19 protein-coding genes and 1 riboswitch are annotated in these 20,446 nt (G+C 33.3%); of the genes, 7 read left to right on the top strand and 12 right to left on the bottom strand.

All coding sequences use genetic code 11. The features are described 5' to 3' along the window. Window positions 1-67 precede the first annotated feature (67 nt). Window positions 68-1,411 carry a branched-chain amino acid-like transporter carrier protein BrnQ3 gene (brnQ3, locus tag AL499_RS01870; RefSeq protein WP_002492788.1) on the top strand — a complete coding sequence of 448 codons (1,344 nt, stop codon included), beginning with the start codon at window positions 68-70 and terminating at the stop codon, window positions 1,409-1,411. Between the two features lie 55 nt (window positions 1,412-1,466). Here brnQ3 and AL499_RS01865 read toward each other — a convergent pair whose 3' ends face one another. From AL499_RS01865 to AL499_RS01855, 3 genes are read right to left on the bottom strand one after another with little or no spacing between them, the layout of a single operon-like run. Then, a complete protein-coding gene (locus AL499_RS01865; RefSeq protein WP_002492771.1) occupies window positions 1,467-2,606 on the bottom strand; it encodes a toxic anion resistance protein in 1,140 nt (379 codons plus the stop codon). A gap of 24 nt (window positions 2,607-2,630) precedes the next feature. Next, window positions 2,631-3,254: a 5-bromo-4-chloroindolyl phosphate hydrolysis family protein gene (locus AL499_RS01860; protein WP_002478214.1), complete on the bottom strand. Its 624-nt coding sequence runs from the start codon at window positions 3,252-3,254 to the stop codon at window positions 2,631-2,633. A 15-nt stretch (window positions 3,255-3,269) separates the two neighbouring features. Further along, window positions 3,270-3,539: an acylphosphatase gene (locus AL499_RS01855; RefSeq protein WP_002459142.1), complete on the bottom strand. Its 270-nt coding sequence runs from the start codon at window positions 3,537-3,539 to the stop codon at window positions 3,270-3,272. A gap of 167 nt (window positions 3,540-3,706) precedes the next feature. Between AL499_RS01855 and msaA the strand changes: the two genes are divergently transcribed. The 3 genes from msaA to AL499_RS01840 all read left to right on the top strand — a co-directional run bounded on the left by msaA (window position 3,707) and on the right by AL499_RS01840 (window position 5,642). Next, a complete protein-coding gene (gene msaA / locus AL499_RS01850) occupies window positions 3,707-4,015 on the top strand; it encodes a regulatory protein MsaA (RefSeq protein ID WP_002492780.1) in 309 nt (102 codons plus the stop codon). 204 nt (window positions 4,016-4,219) lie between these two features. After that, window positions 4,220-4,420 (top strand): cold shock protein CspA, encoded by a 201-nt coding sequence (cspA, locus tag AL499_RS01845; RefSeq protein WP_002433901.1) that lies wholly within the window; start codon window positions 4,220-4,222, stop codon window positions 4,418-4,420. A gap of 403 nt (window positions 4,421-4,823) precedes the next feature. Beyond that, entirely contained in the window at window positions 4,824-5,642 is an 819-nt protein-coding gene (locus AL499_RS01840; protein ID WP_080679162.1) for a hypothetical protein, read from the top strand. A 614-nt stretch (window positions 5,643-6,256) separates the two neighbouring features. Here AL499_RS01840 and lysA read toward each other — a convergent pair. The 9 genes from lysA to AL499_RS01790 form a co-directional block, all read right to left on the bottom strand. Next, window positions 6,257-7,522 (bottom strand): diaminopimelate decarboxylase, encoded by a 1,266-nt coding sequence (gene lysA / locus AL499_RS01830; protein ID WP_002492782.1) that lies wholly within the window; start codon window positions 7,520-7,522, stop codon window positions 6,257-6,259. Beyond that, window positions 7,523-8,599: an alanine racemase gene (locus AL499_RS01825; protein WP_002492784.1), complete on the bottom strand. Its 1,077-nt coding sequence runs from the start codon at window positions 8,597-8,599 to the stop codon at window positions 7,523-7,525. Window positions 8,600-8,603: 4 nt separating this feature from the next. Further along, the gene (locus tag AL499_RS01820; RefSeq protein ID WP_002492785.1) at window positions 8,604-9,755 is read right to left on the bottom strand and encodes a M20 metallopeptidase family protein; all 1,152 of its coding nucleotides are present in this window, start codon (window positions 9,753-9,755) and stop codon (window positions 8,604-8,606) included. 155 nt (window positions 9,756-9,910) lie between these two features. After that, on the bottom strand, window positions 9,911-10,630 hold the full coding sequence (dapD, locus tag AL499_RS01815) for a 2,3,4,5-tetrahydropyridine-2,6-dicarboxylate N-acetyltransferase (RefSeq protein ID WP_002478209.1): 720 nt from the start codon (window positions 10,628-10,630) through the stop codon (window positions 9,911-9,913). Window positions 10,631-10,650: 20 nt separating this feature from the next. Next, a complete protein-coding gene (gene dapB / locus AL499_RS01810; protein ID WP_002478208.1) occupies window positions 10,651-11,376 on the bottom strand; it encodes a 4-hydroxy-tetrahydrodipicolinate reductase in 726 nt (241 codons plus the stop codon). Further along, window positions 11,376-12,260, bottom strand: coding sequence for a 4-hydroxy-tetrahydrodipicolinate synthase (gene dapA, locus AL499_RS01805; protein ID WP_002492783.1), 885 nt, complete (start codon window positions 12,258-12,260; stop codon window positions 11,376-11,378). Before dapA ends, dapB begins: the two co-directional genes overlap by 1 nt. A 2-nt stretch (window positions 12,261-12,262) precedes the next feature. Further along, window positions 12,263-13,252, bottom strand: a complete 990-nt coding sequence (locus tag AL499_RS01800; RefSeq protein ID WP_002492792.1) for an aspartate-semialdehyde dehydrogenase — start codon at window positions 13,250-13,252, stop codon at window positions 12,263-12,265. Between the two features lie 216 nt (window positions 13,253-13,468). Continuing rightward, window positions 13,469-14,671, bottom strand: a complete 1,203-nt coding sequence (locus AL499_RS01795; RefSeq protein WP_002492777.1) for an aspartate kinase — start codon at window positions 14,669-14,671, stop codon at window positions 13,469-13,471. A gap of 85 nt (window positions 14,672-14,756) precedes the next feature. Continuing rightward, window positions 14,757-14,932: riboswitch (Lysine riboswitch) on the bottom strand. A 515-nt stretch (window positions 14,933-15,447) separates the two neighbouring features. After that, the gene (locus tag AL499_RS01790) at window positions 15,448-17,049 is read right to left on the bottom strand and encodes an ABC-F family ATP-binding cassette domain-containing protein (RefSeq protein WP_002459128.1); all 1,602 of its coding nucleotides are present in this window, start codon (window positions 17,047-17,049) and stop codon (window positions 15,448-15,450) included. A 142-nt stretch (window positions 17,050-17,191) separates the two neighbouring features. On the opposite strand from AL499_RS01790, the gene cvfB reads away from it, so the two are divergent. The 3 genes from cvfB (at window position 17,192) to pstC (ending at window position 20,446) form a co-directional block, all read left to right on the top strand. Continuing rightward, a complete protein-coding gene (gene cvfB / locus AL499_RS01785; RefSeq protein WP_002492768.1) occupies window positions 17,192-18,088 on the top strand; it encodes an RNA-binding virulence regulatory protein CvfB in 897 nt (298 codons plus the stop codon). A gap of 263 nt (window positions 18,089-18,351) precedes the next feature. Beyond that, the gene (locus AL499_RS01780) at window positions 18,352-19,332 is read left to right on the top strand and encodes a PstS family phosphate ABC transporter substrate-binding protein (protein ID WP_002459126.1); all 981 of its coding nucleotides are present in this window, start codon (window positions 18,352-18,354) and stop codon (window positions 19,330-19,332) included. Window positions 19,333-19,519: 187 nt separating this feature from the next. Beyond that, entirely contained in the window at window positions 19,520-20,446 is a 927-nt protein-coding gene (gene pstC / locus AL499_RS01775; RefSeq protein WP_002478202.1) for a phosphate ABC transporter permease subunit PstC, read from the top strand.

Below are 20,446 nucleotides of genomic sequence, written 5' to 3'. Positions count from 1 at the left end.
ACTTTTAAATCCTTTTTATGCTAGAATTTAAATTATTGCAATTTTACAGATAAAAAGGAGCAGTAGCATGAATAAGAATACTTGGATAATCGGTTTCACTTTATTTGCTATGTTTTTTGGAGCAGGAAATCTGATATTTCCACCTAATCTTGGACAAGATAGTGGCCGCTTTTTTTGGCCAGCAATCATCGCTTTTTCATTAACAGGAATCGGTTTACCTTTATTAGGTGTCATGGTAGGTGCTCTTGATAAAAATGGATACATTGGCTCATTTAATAAAATTTCACCTAAATTTTCAGTAGTATTTCTTGTTATCATTTATTTAACTATTGGACCGTTATTTGCAATTCCTAGAACTGCATCGACAGCATTTGAGATGACAATTACACCAATTGCACATACGAATGGTAACGTAGCATTATTAATTTTCACATTAATCTATTTTCTAATAGTTTTATATCTGTGTATCAATCCGAATAAAATGGTTGAACGTATAGGCTCATTGTTAACACCATTGTTATTAATTACAATTTTAGCAATGATAGTTAAAGGATTTATAGACTTTGGAAGCAATCCGCCGTCTCATGGTAATTTAGATTTATATCAATCTCATTTTGGTGCTTTTACAAAAGGCTTTACGGAAGGTTATTTGACGATGGATGCGATAGCAGCAATTGCATTTTCAATGATTGTTGTCAATGCTGTTAAACTAACAGGGGTAAACCATGCTGATCAAATTTTTAAGCAAACTGCATTAGCTGGTCTAATTGCGGCAAGTGCTTTAGTATTTATCTATATTTCTTTAGGATTTTTAGGTAATCATATGGCTATCTCGCAGGACAAGTTAGATTTATTAGTTTCTCATAATCAAAATGTAGGAACATATCTGCTTACATTGATTGCTTCAACAGGTTTTGGATTATTGGGGAAATATTTATTGGGAATAATTGTGGCTTTGGCATGTTTAACGACAGCTTGTGGTTTGATAGTGGCTGTAAGTCAGTATTTTAATAGTATTTTGCCAAAAATTCCATATAAAATGTATGTTGTTTTCTTTACGTTTGTGAGTTTTCTATTGGCAAATTTGGGATTAAACAACGTTATAGCAATGTCAGTACCTGTACTAAGTATCATTTATCCAGTTGCTATTACAGTAGTGCTACTTATATTATTAGCACGTTTTATACCAACAAAACGAATTGCCCAACAAATACCTATTGTTGTAGTTAGTATTGTATCAGTGCTAAGTGTGATGAGTACGAGTGGTTGGATAAAAATGCCATTCATTGCGCATTTACCTTTAAAACAATATTCATTAGAATGGCTACCTATCGCAGTGATAGCTACTGTAATAGGTTATATCGTGTCAATATTTATTAAGCAAGAACATATTATATATCAGAAAGAATGAATAAATGCGCTAGGGTTATCTGCTCCTAGCGCATTTATTTAATATTCGGTTGAATTTATTTATTGTGTCGCATATTGTTTAAATGTGTCTTTAGTTCAGTTTCAAGTTGATTAAGTTCTTTTTCGGCTTGCTGACGTTTTTGTCGGCCTTGTTGTTGAATTTCAAGTGTTTGTTCTATCGTTTGAATAATATCACTTTGAGTTGCTTTAAGTGTGTCTAAGTCTACAATACCACGTTCATTTTCGGTTGCTGTTTCAAGCGCATTTTGTTTTAACATTGATGCATTTTGTGTAAGTAGATCATTTGTAGTATCGGTAACGGCACGTTGTGATCTAACAGCGTGTCTTTGTCTTAATAGTGTCAGTGCAATAGCCATTTGGTTTTTCCAAAGGGGGATACTAGTTAAAATAGAACTTTGAATTTTCTCAGCTAAAGCTTGGTTAACATTTTGAATCATTCGAATTTGAGGTGCAGTTTGTAGTGCAATTTGACGTGAGAGTTGTAAATCATAAATTCTTTTGTCTAATCGGTCAACGAATTGTTCCATATCGGCGATATCTTGAATAGCCATTTGATTGTTATTTTGTTGTGTATGTTCGCGCATACGAGGCAATGTCTCTGTTTGTATTGTTTCTTTCTTTTGTTGAGCTGCTAAAATATATAATGAAATGTCATCAAAGTAATTTTTATTTAATTCATAAAGTTCGTCTAATAACGCAATATCACGTGATAAATGATCTTTGTGTTGATTCAATTGGATAGTAATACGGTCAATTTGTGAACTGACAGATTGCATTCTAGAAAACATTTCATTTATAGAAGCTTTTGTGCGTCTAAATAATCGTTTCAATTTAGATTGCTTCTCAGGACTCAAATCATCCAGGTTAACTGCTTTTAATTTCGACATTAATTGATTTAGAGTATCGCCTACAGGGCCAACATCTTTACTTTTTACTTCATCTAACATATGATGAGAAAATTGAGACATCTTTTGTTGTAAATTTGCACCAAAAGCTAGTAGACTTTCATTGTCTAATGGTTTAATCGTTTCACATATTTCTTCAATTCTACGAGTTTCTTCAGGTGTTAGCTTTTGGATTTGTGAGTTATTCTCTTTATTTGGAGAATGAGAAGTTTGACCATTGATATATTCGTCTAGAGGATGTGACTTAAAAGATTGTTTCTCATTGCTCATTTCGTTATTCACTCCAGTGCTAGTTTATAATCGCTTTCGTTGCTGTTCGATTTTATTTAGTTCTATCTCAGTATCTAGTCGTTCATAGTCTTCTTCATTTAGTCGCTTCAAATCGGCAATAAGTGTGCGTTTAATTTCATCCAATGTAATACGCGTTTGCTGTAGTTTTTGTTTTTCTGCTTTCGATTTTTTAGGCATTCGTGCTAAGTGAGTATAAGATTCCACAAGATTTAAAGCGTTGTCTATGTGTGAATAAAAAAAGCTTTCCACCTTAAAAAACATACGTGGTCGTTGTTTTACGCTAAAATGTATGGACTTTGCAATACGATAAATATCATTTATTTGTCTAAAATCTTGTATAGATCTAATATTGATAAAGGATTTTATAATACTTCGGATTTTTTTGTGAGAAATACTTAATTGCTGTCTGACAAAACGATAGTCTCTTCTTGATAAGCCAATATCAATTAAATATTTGCGAGAGGTAAGACGCTGTGTCGGTAGGTAGGAAACAAAAAACATCGATAACCCAATTAAAGCATCTAACAGAAAAGAAATATCTAATACGAAAATACTCACAATACATGATATTATCGCGATTGGCGTGCCCACTAGAACACCGAAAATTCGAGAAATAGTGTACCTCACGGTCATCTTCCTTTGTTAAATAGTTTTAAATTCTTTAAGTTGGTTATCAATTTCAAGTGTTTCGATTTCATAGTCATCAACATGTGATGCAGGTGATGCACCTGTTGTTACACTTGCAATAAACTGATTTAATTGTTCTTCATTCCCTTGAGCATATATATCTACATAATCTTCAATATTTTGTACTGTCCCAGTTATTTTGAATTTATGTGCAATTCTTTGCGTATAAAATCTAAAGCCCACGCCTTGTACGATACCATAGATCTTAATATGTTTGCGTTGCATAACATCCCCCCTTGTTTATATTATACGAACTTTTAAACTAAAAACCTAATAATTGCTACAGCTATCGCAAAGGGCATCCGTCAAAAGTATGAGTCGGAATGCTTGAATTTATAAACTAAAAAGCTAAAATATTGATTATAGGTATAGCATTCAGGGGGGAAACTTAAATGTGGACAGTGGCAAAAATAAGGGCTGATTATGAGGGCTGGTGGCTATTTAGTGACTGGACTGATAAAATTGTGAAACAAAATTCATTTTCGACATACACTGAAATGCTTGATGCTTATAAAGCACTTATTAAACAAAGTAAAAAAGACTATGATAACTATGTTGTAGGTAAGTTTAATATACATGCTTTTTATAACAATTGTGATATGAATTATTGTGAAGATTGTGAAGAGGACTTACAAATATTTTATAGCTTTATTGTATTAAATAATAATGAGGTTTATTTAAATATGCCAAAATTTGAATAAACAATAGTTTTCTACATTTATATTGCATTTTGGCGTAATCTAACATATAATAACAACTAAGCAGTAGTTTTATTCCATATTGCAAAGAATATCTGAAGTTTTATACATAATTATTAATTAGTTATACATAATACATACATGTATTTTTTGTAATATGCGAATAACGCATATTGTATGAATTTTAGTCTTGGAGGTTTCACAGTTATGAAACAAGGTACAGTAAAATGGTTTAATGCTGAAAAAGGTTTTGGTTTTATCGAAGTTGAAGGAGAAAACGACGTATTCGTACACTTCTCAGCTATTAACCAAGATGGTTACAAATCATTAGAAGAAGGTCAATCAGTAGAATTTGAAGTAGTTGAAGGCGACCGCGGACCTCAAGCTGCAAACGTTGTTAAACTATAATAAATATATTGTAGATAATTGACTTCACCACACCTTACCAAGATGTAAGGTGTTTTTTTATTAGATTATGAAAATTTTGTGTTATAGATGCATGATAAAGACGTTTAAACTCATCAATATAAACAAATAGTTGCAAAATATGATAAGATTAAATTGCTTGCAAAAATGTATTATTCTTTTTCAAAAAGTATACAAATTTAATTGTTTTATAGAAATAGATTAAAATAAATTACATTGAATACAGTATTAAGAATAAAATAAATCACTATCACAAAATATGAGTGGCATTAAGAAAGAAGTATTAACAAGAGTATGAAAGTCAAAGTATAGAATAAATAGGTAATATTTTGCTTGTAAATCTATTAGAATATAACGATTGTTATGTGAAAATTCAATAGTGAGGATGAGTGGAATAATGAGTATAGCTTGCGTTTTCATAATTTGGCTATTTTTAACAATATTTTTTATTTTAGTAACAGGAAATGTTGTTATAAAAGGTGAAACATTTCCTTTAGAAAATTTATGGATTTTCATTGTACTTTGGATCATTTTGTTTTTTGTAATTATAGCTTTTTTATTATATAGAAGATATACACAAAAACAGTTTGCTAAAATTATAAAAGATGAAAAAAATAACGAATTTAAAATTTTTGATAATGGAGAATATTTTTATCAAGCACCATTAATAACGATTGATAAACAATATATTCCAATATACGGCAATAAAAATATATACTACACAACGGATTTTAATAATGTAATTCAAAAGTGGATGAGTATAATTGGTTTTTTTCCTCTTTTTGGAATATTTTTAAAATCAGATAATCATATTTTAAAAATAAAACGAATAAAACTTTTGTCTTTACGTCCTCATTATAAAGTGTATCTGGATAAAACTAATATAGGGATTTTACAAAGACAAAAATTGATTACAGAAAAAGGAATGAAACAACAACTACCTTATACGTTTTATTCTAATAAGAACACAATGTATAAATTTATTAATCCTTATTTAAGTATGAACACTAAAATTGTAAAGGATGACAAAGTGATATTTGATGCTCACAGAAGTTTCTTCGATTTAAATAAGATTCAATATACAAAAAGTAGGGGTGAAAGACATACAATTCAAATAGATAACACTTCTGAATTAGATTATCCTGATGAAGTTTTTCTAGGGTTATATATACAAATTATGATAAATAAAAGAACTAATGATTAAATTTTATTTAAGTGATAATATAAATTTTCTAATCTAAATATAACAAACAAAGTTAGAAGAGAAGTTGGTTTTGTCTTAATATAAGAAAAATAATGAAAAAGGGACAGTATGAGACATAAATATCTAGGATTAAAGAGAAAATGGTAATTTCTAGCGAAATAAAGATAGAAATTACCATTTTCTTCGTTATTTTAGGGTAATATGATGTAGCACCACGATGATATTTGAATTCCTCTGGTAGTGTAAGTTAAGTCATGTTATGTTCTTTATACATAAGGTACTTCATTAATTTAGTTTAGTTGTGTTTATTAAATTATACGAAAGTACCTTATTTTTTAAGTATTTTGATGTAAAATTACATATAAATACGCCATATTTTGGCGAGACTCTTGAGAGAACAGGACAAACGGGGCCCCAACAAAGAGAAATGCGAAAAGCATTTCGTCTGGCAAAGCAAGTTGAGGTGGGGTCCCAACAGATAGGCTTTCGAAAAGAAAGCCATCGGACAAAGCAAGTTGGGGTAGCTGAAGCTGTCCCCTGAAAAAGCGAGCCAACAATCTCACTATTTTTCTAAGATCTTCCTATTATATTAAGCCGCTAGTGGGGTACTTTAATTATTTTGTATCATTAATAATAAGTTGTCGTAGTGATTGTCGTTTAATTACTTCTCTCGCCTTACCATCTTTTAAAAAGAAGACTGACGGTTTTTGCATTTGATTGTAATTCGATGACATTGAATAGTGATAAGCTCCAGTTGAGAGGATAGACAAAATATCTCCGCGATGAACTGATGATGGTAATTTGGCATTTCTAATGATTATATCTCCGGATTCACATAGTTTTCCAGAGATTGTAACTGTTTCATCTGCGGATTCATGACGATTAACAAGTAATGCTTCATATTGTGCATCATAAAGTGCTGTTCGTATATGGTCACTCATACCACCATCAATTGATACATACTTGTTAACTCCAGGTATGTCTTTAATTGTACCTACTTCATAAAGTGTTATACCTGCTTCTCCAACAATTGAACGTCCTGGTTCAATACCAATCTCAGGAACTGAGTAGTTTAATTCTTTTGTTATATCTTTGATAGCAGTTGTGATTTCTGCAATGCCTTCTTCAATTGGAAAGCTTGTGTCACCTTCGACATATTTAATGCCAAACCCACCGCCTAAATTTAGCAACTCGACTTGAATTTGTTGTTCAGATAACCAATTTAAGACAATTTTTGCTGTTTCAATCATGGCTTCTGTACCTTCAATTTGTGAGCCAACATGGAAATGAATACCTTTTAAATACAAATGCTTGGAAGCTTTAATTTTATTAACTGCTTCCAGTGCTAGACCATATTTAATTGATAATCCAAATTTACTATCTTCTTGACCTGTTTGAATAAACTCATGAGTATGTGCTTCAACACCAGGATTAACTCGTAATACAACATTTACCGTATCACTCGCATATTTATCAATTAATTCTATTTCTTCTAAAGCATCTACAACAAAATAGCCAATCCCATTTTCTAATCCATATTGAATCTCACGTTTTGTTTTATTATTACCGTGGAAGTGAATTTGTTTTGGATCAAAACCTGCTGATAGGGCGGTATATAACTCTCCTTCAGATACAACGTCTAATTGTAAACCTTCTTCTTGAACAAGTTTGACCATTTGCAAACACGTAAAGGCTTTTGAAGCATATGAAATATTATATGTTAAACCACTTTGTTTAAAAGCGGAATGATAACGTCTCATTTGATGACGAATTTGATCTTCATCATATACGATGGTGGGGGTACCAAAGCTTAAAGCTAATGTTTTAAGACTAGTACCTCCCATAGTTAGTTCACCATAATCATTATATTTAACAGTCATTTATTTGTACTCCTTTATTAAAGAATCATGGTTCATTGCACTGAGCTGTTCTGAATTTGCTCCTACGCCTTTAAATGTAAATTCATCTATGCGTATATCATTATTATATAATACAACTTCGTCTCTTGCATGAACAAGCTCATCCACTTCAACAAACATATGACTCATCATTAGTGCACGAATCGGATAACGTTTTCCGTTGATGATTACATCATGTTGTGCTCTGGATTTTAAAATTCCATCACCATAGCCTATATCTACGACCGCAAGGCGGGTATGATGATTCTTACATTCATATGCAAAGCTGTACCCACAATAATCCCCTTTATTTACTTCTCTTACTTGAATCACATTTGCTTTAACGGTTAAAGCCTGTTTAATTTCAGAAGGTTTTAACGAACTATATGGGCGTGAACCATACAATGCAATACCAACTCGAGCATGTGTGTGATTGGAAAGTACTTGATGTTGCTCACGATAAAAGCTTGCACTATTTTGAGCATGAATCATGTCAAAAGTATAACCTTCTGCTAATAGTGTATTTAAAACCTTTAACCAAGCACGTTTTTCAGTATCGTATTCTGGCACATCAAACTCATCAGCATAACCAAAATGAGTCCATAAACCTGTGATATGCATTTTATGAGGTTGATTATTTTGCGCATGGTCTTTTAATACTTCGCGTAGTTCGCTAAGATTTTTAAACCCTGAACGATGTAATAAGTTTTCATATTCTAAATGCACATTGATATCATACAAATTGGATTTATTAGCATAATAATATTGCAGTGATGGCAACGTCATGTGAATACGGTTATGACGCACAATATCAAAGTCATAAACAGCATTCATTAAAAAGATAGTAGCTTTAGGCACAAGTTTTCTAATACGAACGGCTTCTTTAAGAGAAGTCGTGCTAAAAGTATTTATACCTGCCTTTAAAAACATATTTACAGCATACTCTAATCCATAGTGATAGGCATTGTTTTTTACTACAGCCATAATAGGTTGGTTATTTTTAACAGTTACGACATTGTTGAAAAATATGTCTGAATTTACGGACCATGTTGCAGTCACTATATTATGCCTCCCCGTATTGTTCTAATAAATTTTCATAGTAATCAGCTACATAAATTAATACACGCTCATCGAAATTTAAATGGGATGTGTGTAATCCAGTAATATAATTTTTGGCTTCGTTACGCGTTCCAACAAAAGCAAAATAAGCTGGGGCAAGTTGTTGACCATAGAAACTAAAATCTTCTCCAAATAAAAAAGGTAAAGGTTTCTCAACAACTTCTAAGCCAGCATTGACAATGGCCTGTTCAACTGTGTTACGTAATTGTGGGCTATTCATCGTTGCAGGATAGCCTTCTTCAAATTTAACTTGACAATCAACGTTGAAAAGTAAGCTCACACTTTTAGCAATTTTTTGCATCTGTGTTTTAACGCTATTTAAATCATTTGCATCATAAGTACGAATTGTACCTTCTAAATAACCGTGGCTTGGCACTGTGTTAATAGCTTCTCCAGCTTCAAAGTGGCCCATATGGACAATATTTCGCTTCAAGCCATTAAGATGAAACTGTTGGATCATTCCCACTTGAGCAAGCACGTGTTGCAATGCTTCTCCACAAGAATGACCTTGCTCTTTATCGGCAACATGGCTAGATAATCCTTGCAGATAAAAACGGTATTCAGTTGCACTAGCAGTAATCTCATTATCACGAATAACGATTTGTCCTTCTTCTGCAAAAGGATTTACATGAACTCCAAAAATGGCTTCAATAGGGTAGTTATTAAATGCACCTGCTTTGATTAAACGATTGGCGCCGCCACCAGTTTCTTCAGCTGGTTGGAAAATAAATACGACATTATGTGGCAATAGTCCTTTATCCGCTTGGTCTTTACAACGTTTTACGAATAACATCAATGCAGTTGTGTGTCCATCATGACCACAGGCATGCATAACATTATCAACTTGACTACGATAATCGATATCATTTTCCTCAAAAATAGGCAAAGCATCAATATCTGCTCTAAAAGCTATAGTATGATCACTGTTGCCTTCTAAATAAGCGATTGCGCCTGTTTCAAGGGGTCTTTCATAAGATACACCGATATCATCTAAAAACGCAGTAATATATTTGGTTGTTTCGAATTCATGTAAGCTAAGTTCTGGATGCTGATGTAAGTGACGTCTATGTGTTGTTACAAATTCTAATTCATTCATGCTATCATCCTCTTTTATCAATATAATACATACATCTATTGTAACTTAAATATTTGTAGTATACCGCTTGTAAAAAGTATAACTAAGGAGGTGAAATGATAAGCAATTGCAACATCTCAACCTCCGAAGTACTTTAATTTAATTGAACAAAGTAATTAATCATTTAGTTTTCTTAAAGCAGAGACAATTTCATGTTTTGAGTCTTCTACTTCAGATGTTTGTTTTATAACCTTTGCAGGTGTACCTGCAACGACGGCACCTGCTGGTACATCTTGAGTGACAATGGCACCTGCAGCTACAATGGCACCTTTACCAACGTGAACGCCTTCAAGAATAACAGCATTCGCACCGATTAAGACATTATCTTCAATTACTACTGGTTGCGCACTTGGTGGTTCAATAACGCCCGCTAATACTGAACCAGCACCCACATGCACATTTTTTCCAGTTGTTGCACGTCCGCCTAAAGTTGCATTCATATCAATCATTGTACCTTCACCAACGACTGCACCAATATTAATTGTGGCGCCCATCATAACGACAGCTCCATCTTCTATTGTGGCACCTTCACGAATAAAAGCACCTGGCTCAATACGCGCATTAGTATTTGTTAAATCTTTGAGCGGGATAGCTGAATTTCTTCGATCCATTTCAATTTCTAAATCAGTTAAACTAGATTGATATTGCTCATAGAAAGGCTTCCAATCATCTGCTTCACAGAAAATAATTTTAGAGTTATTTGAGCCAAAGACTTTGAATGAATCAGGAAATGATATATTACTAAAATCCCCGTTGATATATATTTTTAGTGGTGTAGATTTTTTTGCATCACTAATGAATTGAATTATTTCTTGCGCTGATAAATGTTGAACCATAATTGATGTCTCTCCTTAAATTATAAATTGTCAAAAGTATAAAAACCATTTTTCTTATGAACGAGTTTCGTTGCAGCTCCTATGGCACCATTTGCAAAAATATCTTTTGATTGTGCTTTATGTGAAATTGTTATTGTTTCATCAGTGCCAGCAAACAAGATATCATGTTCTCCAACAATCGTTCCGCCACGTACTGCGTGGATACCAATTTCATCTTTAGTGCGTTTTTCATTACGTTCATGTCTATCGTAAACGGGTGTCACATTCTCACGTAATTCTTTAATTACGTCATAAAGTTTGACAAGTGTTCCACTCGGTGCGTCGACTTTTTTGTTATGATGTGCTTCTGTTAATTCGATGTCAAAATCTTGTAATAGGGGAACAGCTACTTCTAAAATTTTAGTTAATGCATGAACACCATAACTCATATTTGCACTGAAGAAAACTGGCATGCGTTTACTAAGTTGTTTAAGTTTAGCTGTAAGTTGCTCTTTTTCACCAGTTGTAGCAATGACTAATGGCAATTCAAAGTCTTCATCGAGCAATGGTAATAATAATTTGGGATTTGAAAAATCAATGGCTACATCTGCCTCATTTTGTGCATCCTTGATATGGTCATAACGTGGGTAAGGTGTGCTCGGGCTATTTTCGCGATCAATGACACCAACGATTTGATGACCTTTTTCTTCAGCTAGTCGTGCAACACGTTGATTCATTGCGCCATAACCAATTAATAATATCTTCATTAAAGTTCACCTGCTTTAAATTGCTCGTAAGCGTTAATTAATACTTTAGTTTCTGCAGCTTCTAAAGGTAGAAGTGGTAAACGTAGTTCATAATTACCAAAACCTAAATGACTTGTTAAAGCTTTAATTGGAATTGGATTTACATCACATGATAAAGTTGATAATAGTTTACTTATTGGTTCAAAACTTTTTGTAATATTTTCTCCTCTTTGTTTAGCATCATATAAAGCTTGAAATTCTTGAGGTATCACATTTGCAATGACTGAAATGACCCCATTGCCGCCTCGATTATAAAATTGAACGACGTTGTCATCATTACCACTATATAATGCAAACTCCGCTTGGTTAATACGTTTTTTTACTTCTTCATAATATGCAAAGTCATTAGTGGCATCTTTGATAGCTATAATATAATCATTATGACTTAGCGTTTCGACTGTTTCTGGATTAATCGTCATATTAGTACGAGAAGGTACATTATAAAGTACTACAGGCAATTTAACCTCGTTTGCAATCGTTTCAAAATGCTTAATTAAGCCGCGTTGGTTTGTTTTATTATAATAAGGTGTGATTAACATGATTGCATCAGCGCCTAGTTCTTTTGCACGCAATGATGCCTGTATAGATTTTGCAGTATTATTTGTGCCAGTTCCAGCAATGATCGTTACACGATGATTGACTTGTTTAATAACGGCTTCGAGTACCTGTGCTTTTTCGTTGTCAGTTAGCGTAGGGCTTTCTGCAGTAGTACCGTTGACAATAATTGCTTTAACATTATTTTTAAGTAAAAAATCTACATGTCTTTCAAGTGCTTGATAGTCAACTTCATTATTAGTAAATGGGGTAGCTAGAGCTACACCAACACCTTCGAATAAATGTGCCATAATTATCTAGCTCCTTTTAATTTAATGACTTGCTCTAATACTTGAACGGCATTTAATGCGGCGCCTTTTAGTAAGTTATCAGAAGTACACCAAACATGGAATGTATTGTCTAGTGAGTCATCACGTCTAATACGTCCAACAAATACCTCATCTTTGCCCGTAGAATTAATGGCTAATGGATATTCATTATTGGCTGGATTATCTACGAGAACAACACGAGGATCTTTGTCAAATAAAGCTTTGATTTCTTCAGTTGTTGCTTCTTCAATAAGTGTAACATCGATTTCAACGCTATGACTATCTTGTACTGGTACGCGTGCACATGTTGCCGTTACACGTAAGTCTGGTTCGTTTAATATTTTACGTGTTTCATCAATCATTTTTTGTTCTTCTTTAGTATAGCCATCTTCTAAAAAGATATCGATGTGAGGTAGAACATTATTATAAATAGGGTGAGGATATGCTTCTGGTGCTTTACCATTTGCACCTTCAGCTAAATCTCTTTTTCCTTTAATACCAGAACCTGAAACGGCTTGATATGTTGTATATGCAACACGTTTTAAACCAAATTTTTCTTGCAAAACTCTTAGTGGAACTACTGATTGAATAGTTGAGCAGTTTGGATTGGCAATAATGCCGCGTTTAAAATGGGGTTCATTTACTTCTGGAACGACTAAGTCTATATCTTTATTCATACGCCATTGGCTTGAGTTATCAATTACAATTGCACCTGCTTGTTCGAAAATAGGAGCAAATTGTTTACTTGTACCACCACCAGCACTCATTAAGACATAGTCAAAATGTTCACTTGCTGCTGCTTCTGTTAATTCTTGTACTATATATATTTGATCTTGGAAATCAATTTTCTTGCCAGCTGAGCGCGCTGAAGAAAAAAGCACTAATTCATCAAAAGGAATGCCTTTTCTATCTAAAGTTTCTAACATTTTTGTTCCAACTAATCCTGTTGCTCCAACTACTGCTAATCTTGTCATAAGTCTGTCACTCCATTATTCATTCTATTTGAAATTTTGAAAATCTTTAAAATGTATCTATGGGATTGGGACAGAATTCAATATGAATTTGTAGTCCCGCCCCGGAAAGATTGACTAAGATTGAAAAAAGCTTTGTATCAGCGTATTTTCAATCCAGTCAATACTACCAATATAGGGCTCAGAGCCTAAAATATAGCTATGTCCCAGAAACATATTCTATATTTCAAATGCATCATACAATGTTTGTACGGCTCGGTCACCATTCTGTGCATCAATGACATAAGAAATGCTAATTTCAGAAGTGGTTGTTTGGTAAAAAGGGATTTTGGCATTTATCAATGTGATAAATGCTTTAGAAGCTACGCCTGACATATCGCGCATGCCTGAACCAATTAGTGAAATTTTGACATATGTTTCATTAATCTTATAATCTAATGCACTAAAAGATACGGATAGATTTTCTAATATATCTGAGATTTGATGAATATCACTATCTTTGATAGAAAATGATAATTGTAATCCTTCAACATTGACAATTTGAGATATCATATCTACATTAATTGCGCCTTTATCTAAAGCGGTAAATAGTTGTGTAAGCAAACGGTCATCAGATAAAGGATAGCTAATTGTGATATGCATCATGTGTTTATCTAAAGCTACACCAGTGACAGCTTTTTTCTCTAATATTTCACTATTGGGCATAATCCATGTTCCTTTCACATTTGATAAAGTACGACCTAAATAGATAGGAATATCATAATTTTTGGCTAACTCAACACTTCGAGTCTCTAATACGTCTGCGCCTAATGCACTCATTTCCATCATCTCTTCATAAGAGACGACATCTAATCTCTTAGCTCGACTCAAAATACGAGGGTCTGTTGCATAAACACCATCGACATCTGTGTAGATTTCACATGGGGTTGCATTACTAGCGGCAAGTGCAACGGCTGTAGTATCTGAACCCCCACGACCAAGCGTGGTTAATTCATAGTTATCATTTATACCTTGGAAACCTGCCACAACAATAACATCATACGTCTCAAATGCATGATCAAATACTGCAGGATTGATTTCAGCAATTTTGCTTTTCAAATGATGACCTATTGTTTTAATGCCAGCTTGATAACCTGTCATTGAACGGGAAGCAACACCTATATCATTGAGAACCATTGATAAATAAGAAACAGTTTGTTGTTCTCCGGTAGTTAACAGTAGGGCAAGTTCTTGATCTCTAGGTGTTGTTGTTAATGATTGTACGTTTTCCATTAACAGGTCCGTTGTTTTACCCATAGCACTTACTACTACAATTAATTGTTCACCTTCATCGACACGACGCTTAAGCATCGCTGCGATATTTTTTATTTTTGTAAAATCAGCGACTGATGAACCGCCAAATTTTAAAACGCGTCGTTTCAAATTGTTAAACCTCCAATATTAAAGGAGACACATGCTACTAAAAAAGAGCAAGTTCGGAATGCGCGAACTTGCTCGGGATTTTTATAACAAGTGATGCACTCCATTATTAAAAAATAATGACAAACTTTTGGCTTTTAACCATAAAGTCCAATAAAGCGAACCTGCTAGTTGCATTATTTCGGCATCGCACCCTTTCAGAAATAGCTGTTAGCAGACAGTACTCTATTTCTTACTAATGATTGATGCGCCTCATCAAAATCTTATTCAATTGATATGTTTTTCATTATACATGGTGGGTTAGCATCTGTAAACTGAGAATTTAGATTTTTACAAATTTACTGACAATTAAAGTTTTCATAATGCTGTAATTGACTAATTAATCATAGTTAATGTAAAAAGTAATATCGCTGCTATGCATTTTTAAAAATAATAAACAGGTTTATTTAAATATAAGTTTAGACATCACGCTCTCTGACAAGTGGAAGGAAGCGCGACAGTATTCATTTTGAATTTGTATTTCTTACCGGCATGTATGACTAAAATCGAAAAAAAGCTTGATATAAGCATATTTTTCTATTCAGTCGACTGCTGCCAATGCCAATATATACTTTAGAGCCTAAAACATAATTACGTCTTAGGCTCTGAATGATTTTTATAATAAATGACATTAAGATTAAATACAGTTCTTTTAAGTGCGAAGCATGATGAAGACATACTTGAGAGAACAGGGCAAACTATATTTAATGTACCAGTTTGTTTAGAAATCGATGGGGAGATTATGAGAGAACGCCAGTTTCTTTTAGATATTCTTCATATGGTAATTCTTTTGATAATCCACCAGCTTGATTTAAATCAATGACACGGTTGGCAATGGTATTGATGAATTCAAAATCATATGACGTAAAGATAATTGAACCTTTAAATGACTTCAAACCATCGTTTACAGCAGTGATACTTTCTAAGTCAAGATGATTTGTAGGTTCATCGAGTAACAGAACATTGGCACTTGAAAGCATCATTTTACTTAACATACAACGGACTTTTTCTCCACCTGAAAGAACGCTGGCTTTTTTCTTAACTTCTTCACCACTGAATAGCATGCGGCCTAAGAAACCACGTAAAAATGTTTCTGTTTGCTCATCTTCAGGTGCATATTGACGCAACCAATCAACTAAATTCATATTCACACCCTCAAAGAACTCTGAGTTATCTTTAGGGAAATAACTTAATGATGTCGTAACTCCCCACTTAACAGTACCTTCATCTGGTTCCATTTCTCCTGCAAGGATTTTTAATAATGTTGTTTTGGCAATTTCACTGTCACCAATTAGAATTGCTTTATCATTAGGATTCATAGTAAAAGAAATGTTATCTAAGACTTTTTCACCATCGATTGTTTTAGAGATATTTTCAACTGCTAACAAATCGTTACCAATTTCACGCTCTGGTGTAAATTTCACAAAAGGATAACGTCTTGAAGATGGTTGAATATCATCTAATTCAATTTTTTCCAACTGTTTCTTTCGACTTGTAGCTTGTTTAGATTTAGAAGCATTAGCAGAGAATCGTGCGATGAAATCTTGTAACTCTTTCATTTTCTCTTCTTTTTTCTTATTTTGTTCCTGAGCCATCTTTTGTGCTAATTGACTTGATTGATACCAGAAATCATAGTTCCCAACATATAATTTAATTTTTCCAAAATCTAAATCAGCAATATGGGTACATACGTTATTTAAAAAGTGGCGATCATGAGACACAACAATAACAGTATTATCAAAGTTAATTAAAAAGTCTTCCAACCAGCTAATTGCTGGAATATCTAGACCATTGGTAGGTTCGTCAAGTAGTAATACATCAGGGTCGCCAAATAAACTTTGTGCTAATAAGACTTTTACTTTTTGATTATTTTCCAATTCAGCCATTTTTTTGTCGTGTAAATCAGTAGAAATACCTAATCCTGATAGTAAAGAAGCAGCATCTGCTTCAGCATTCCAACCATTCATCTCAGCAAATTCACCTTCAAGTTCGGCAGCGCGAATACCGTCTTCATCGCTAAAATCTGGTTTCATATATATGGCATCTTTTTCTTTCATTACTTCGAATAAACGTTCATGTCCTTTAATAACAACATCAAGTACACGTTCATCTTCATAGGCAAAGTGATCTTGTTTTAATACGGCGAGACGTTCGTTTTTGCCTAAGACAACGTGACCAGTTTGTGAGTCTAATTCACCTGATAAAATTTTCAAAAACGTTGACTTACCAGCGCCATTAGCACCAATAAGACCATAACAATTACCTTCAGTGAATTTAATATTAACATCTTCAAATAGTTTACGATCACCAAAACGTAAACTAACATCAGTAACTTGTAACATTCATTTGCTCCTTTTTTACGTTTTTCTAACGGATGAATTATATCATATAATATCTTGACTTTCGACTGAATAATTGTTGTTATGGTAGAAAACATTAGACATGTTATAATAAATAGGAATACATTACTCGAAGGAGAACAATATGGCATTAGATAAAGATATAGTAGGTTCAATTGAATTTCTAAAAGTCGAAGGCAAACAAGGTTCTACTTATTTGTTAAAAGGCCCGAATGGTGAACAAGTTAAATTGAATCAATCTGAAATAAGTGATGATGATGAGTTAGAAATAGGAGAGGAATATAGTTTCTTTATATATCCCAATAGATCTGGGAATTTATTTGCAACGCAAAACATGCCTGATATAACAAAAGATAAATATGATTTTGCTAAAGTATTAAAAACGGACCGTGATGGTGCGCATGTAGACATCGGTTTACCTAGAGAAGTGCTAGTGCCTTGGGAAGATTTACCAAAAGTTAAAGATGTATGGCCCGTAGCAGGGGATTATTTACTCGTTACTTTGCGTATCGATCGTGACAATCATATGTTTGCTCGTCTCGCTAGTGAAACAATTGTCGAAAAAATGTACACGCCAGTGCAAGATGATGATATGTTAAATGAAATTATAGAAGCAAGACCATATCGTTTATTAAGAGTAGGTAGTTTCTTACTATCTAAAGAGGGATACAAAATATTTGTACATGAGTCTGAACGCAAATCAGAGCCGCGTCTAGGGGAAAAAGTTAATGTACGTGTCATTGGTCATAACGACAAAGGAGAGCTTAATGCGTCATTCTTACCACTTGCACATGAACGCTTAGATGATGATGGACAAATCATTTTTGATTTATTAGTTGAATATAATGGTGAACTTCCTTTTTGGGATAAATCAAGTCCAGAAGCCATTAAAGAAGTTTTTAATATGAGTAAAGGTTCTTTTAAACGAGCTATTGGTCATTTATACAAACAAAAAATCATTAATATTGAAACGGGAAAAATTTCTTTGACGAAAAAAGGCTGGAGCCGTGTTGAGGATTAAATTTAGCCACATAGATTATAACTAAATACAGTATTTAAAAATGGTAGTAGGCAATAAGTTGAACTTATATTTGTCTAGCTACCATTTTTCTTTTTAAATACAAGCTTCATTAAAACAGATTATATAAGCTTAATTTATCAGCGGTTTTAAACTTAACAAAACATTTACATTCACTCTATTTTAATTTAACAAAGGGTCTGTAGTATTAGAAGTGTAAGAAATACATATAACATTTGGGTTATTTATATTAGGAGGATATATTAATGAAAAAGTGGCAATTAGTTGGTACTACTGTATTGGGCGCTTCGGTTTTATTAGGAGCTTGTGGCGGAAATGGCTCAGGTAATGGTAAAGATGTTAGCGGAGAAGTTAAAGGTGACGGATCATCCACAGTAGGTCCTATCGTTGAAAAACTAAACGAAAAATTTGCTAAAGATTATCCTGATGTAACAGTATCATCTGGTACTTCTGGTACTGGCGGTGGCTTCGAAAAATTCATCGCTGGAGAAACAGATTTCTCAAATGCTTCAAGACCGATTAAAGATGAAGAAAAGAAAAAATTAGAAGACAAAAATATCAAATATAAAGAATACAAAATTGCTCAAGATGGCGTAACAGTAACGGTAAACAAAGATAACGATTTTGTTGATTCTTTATCAAAAGACCAATTGAAAAAAATCTACTCTGGAGAAGCTAAAACTTGGAAAGATGTAAATTCAAGTTGGCCAAATAAAAAAATCAAAGCATTTTCACCAGACCAATCACATGGTACTTATGATTTCTTCAGTGAAGAAGTAATGGATAAAGGTGATATTAAAGCTGAGAAAAATGCAGATACGAATGTTATCGTTCAATCTGTAGAGAAAAATAAAGAAGGTATTGGTTACTTTGGCTATAACTTCTATCAACAAAATAAAGATAAATTGAAAGAAGTAAAAATTAAAGACGATAAAGGCAAAGATACAAAACCAACTAAAAAAACAATACAAGATAATTCATACGCTTTAAGTAGACCATTATTCATCTATGCAAAAGAAAAATCATTAGAAGAAAATAAAGGCTTCCAAGAATTTATGAAATTCGTTCTTAAAGATGAAGGTAAATCTGCAGAAGATGCAGGTTATGTAGCATTGCCAAAAGATGATTACAAAAAAGAACAAAAGCAATTAGATAAATTCATCGACAAAAATGGCAAAAAAGATGATAAAAAAGATAAAGATAAAAAAGACAAGAAAGATAAATAATAAATAAATCAATAGAACTGGGTTGGGAATAAAATAAGTGATAGAAACGTAATGAAATACGTATACTCACTTATGTAGGTTGAACATGAGTTAATTGACGCGTGCATCACTGATTAACTCAGAGTTAAACCGAATCTATTCCCAATCCACTTTTTTAATAATTGGGAGAAAACGGAGTGTGTATGGTATGGCTTCAAATACAAATGTTAGGGAATTGATTGCCAAGAATAACGCAAAAAAGGGCGGTAAAAGCGATAAAATCGTACCTATGATTCTAGCTGTTATTTCATTTATATCTATATTAGTTACGATTGGCATATTAGTTACATTATTAACAGAAACAATTACATTTTTCACTAGGGTATCCATTACTGAATTTCTTTTCACTACAGAATGGGCACCATTTTCATCTAGTCCTAAATATGGCATTTGGGCTTTAGTTATAGGGACGTTAAAAATTACGCTTATCGCAGCAATATTTGCAGTACCTATTGGATTGGGTGCAGCCATTTATTTAAGTGAATACGCAAGTGATAGAACGCGACGTATTATTAAGCCAATATTAGAAATTTTAGCTGGGATTCCGACAATCGTTTTTGGTTTCTTCGCATTAACATTCATTACACCAATTTTAAGATCTATTTTTCCAGAATTAGGAAGCTTTAATTCAATTAGTCCAGGATTGGTTGTTGGTGTGATGATTATACCGTTAATTACGAGTATGAGTGAAGATGCAATGTCTTCTGTTCCGAATAAAATTCGAGAAGGTGCACTGGGGCTTGGAGCTACTAAGTTTGAAGTAGCGACGAAAGTAGTGTTACCAGCAGCTATTTCAGGTGTATTGGCTTCAATCGTTTTGGCGATTTCAAGAGCTATTGGTGAAACAATGATTGTCTCACTAGCGGCGGGTAGTACACCAACTGCTTCCTTAGATTTAACAGGTTCCATTCAAACAATGACAGGTTATATAGTTCAAGTTGCGACTGGGGATGCAACATATGGCTCAGATGTTTATTACAGTATTTATGCTGTTGGATTTACATTATTTATATTTACGTTACTAATGAACCTGCTTTCTCAATGGATTTCTAAGCGCTTTAGAGAGGAGTATTAA

The organism is Staphylococcus lugdunensis, from assembly GCF_001558775.1.
Classification (GTDB): Bacteria; Bacillota; Bacilli; order Staphylococcales; family Staphylococcaceae; genus Staphylococcus; species Staphylococcus lugdunensis.
Note: the sequence above shows the minus strand (reverse complement) of the source record. Positions and strands in the feature narration are given on the sequence as shown.

Coding starts and splice junctions, on each gene's coding strand:
- brnQ3 (WP_002492788.1), top strand. CDS start 68: ATGAATAAGAATACTTGGATAATCGGTTTCACTTTATTTGCTATGTTT.
- pstC (WP_002478202.1), top strand. CDS start 19,520: ATGGCTTCAAATACAAATGTTAGGGAATTGATTGCCAAGAATAACGCA.
- cvfB (WP_002492768.1), top strand. CDS start 17,192: ATGGCATTAGATAAAGATATAGTAGGTTCAATTGAATTTCTAAAAGTC.
- dapD (WP_002478209.1), bottom strand. CDS start 10,630: ATGGTTCAACATTTATCAGCGCAAGAAATAATTCAATTCATTAGTGAT.
- dapA (WP_002492783.1), bottom strand. CDS start 12,260: ATGGCACATTTATTCGAAGGTGTTGGTGTAGCTCTAGCTACCCCATTT.
- cspA (WP_002433901.1), top strand. CDS start 4,220: ATGAAACAAGGTACAGTAAAATGGTTTAATGCTGAAAAAGGTTTTGGT.
- AL499_RS01790 (WP_002459128.1), bottom strand. CDS start 17,049: ATGTTACAAGTTACTGATGTTAGTTTACGTTTTGGTGATCGTAAACTA.
- AL499_RS01840 (WP_080679162.1), top strand. CDS start 4,824: ATGAGTGGAATAATGAGTATAGCTTGCGTTTTCATAATTTGGCTATTT.
- AL499_RS01865 (WP_002492771.1), bottom strand. CDS start 2,606: ATGAGCAATGAGAAACAATCTTTTAAGTCACATCCTCTAGACGAATAT.
- AL499_RS01800 (WP_002492792.1), bottom strand. CDS start 13,252: ATGACAAGATTAGCAGTAGTTGGAGCAACAGGATTAGTTGGAACAAAA.
- lysA (WP_002492782.1), bottom strand. CDS start 7,522: ATGACTGTTAAATATAATGATTATGGTGAACTAACTATGGGAGGTACT.
- AL499_RS01820 (WP_002492785.1), bottom strand. CDS start 9,755: ATGAATGAATTAGAATTTGTAACAACACATAGACGTCACTTACATCAG.
- msaA (WP_002492780.1), top strand. CDS start 3,707: ATGTGGACAGTGGCAAAAATAAGGGCTGATTATGAGGGCTGGTGGCTA.
- AL499_RS01780 (WP_002459126.1), top strand. CDS start 18,352: ATGAAAAAGTGGCAATTAGTTGGTACTACTGTATTGGGCGCTTCGGTT.
- dapB (WP_002478208.1), bottom strand. CDS start 11,376: ATGAAGATATTATTAATTGGTTATGGCGCAATGAATCAACGTGTTGCA.
- AL499_RS01855 (WP_002459142.1), bottom strand. CDS start 3,539: ATGCAACGCAAACATATTAAGATCTATGGTATCGTACAAGGCGTGGGC.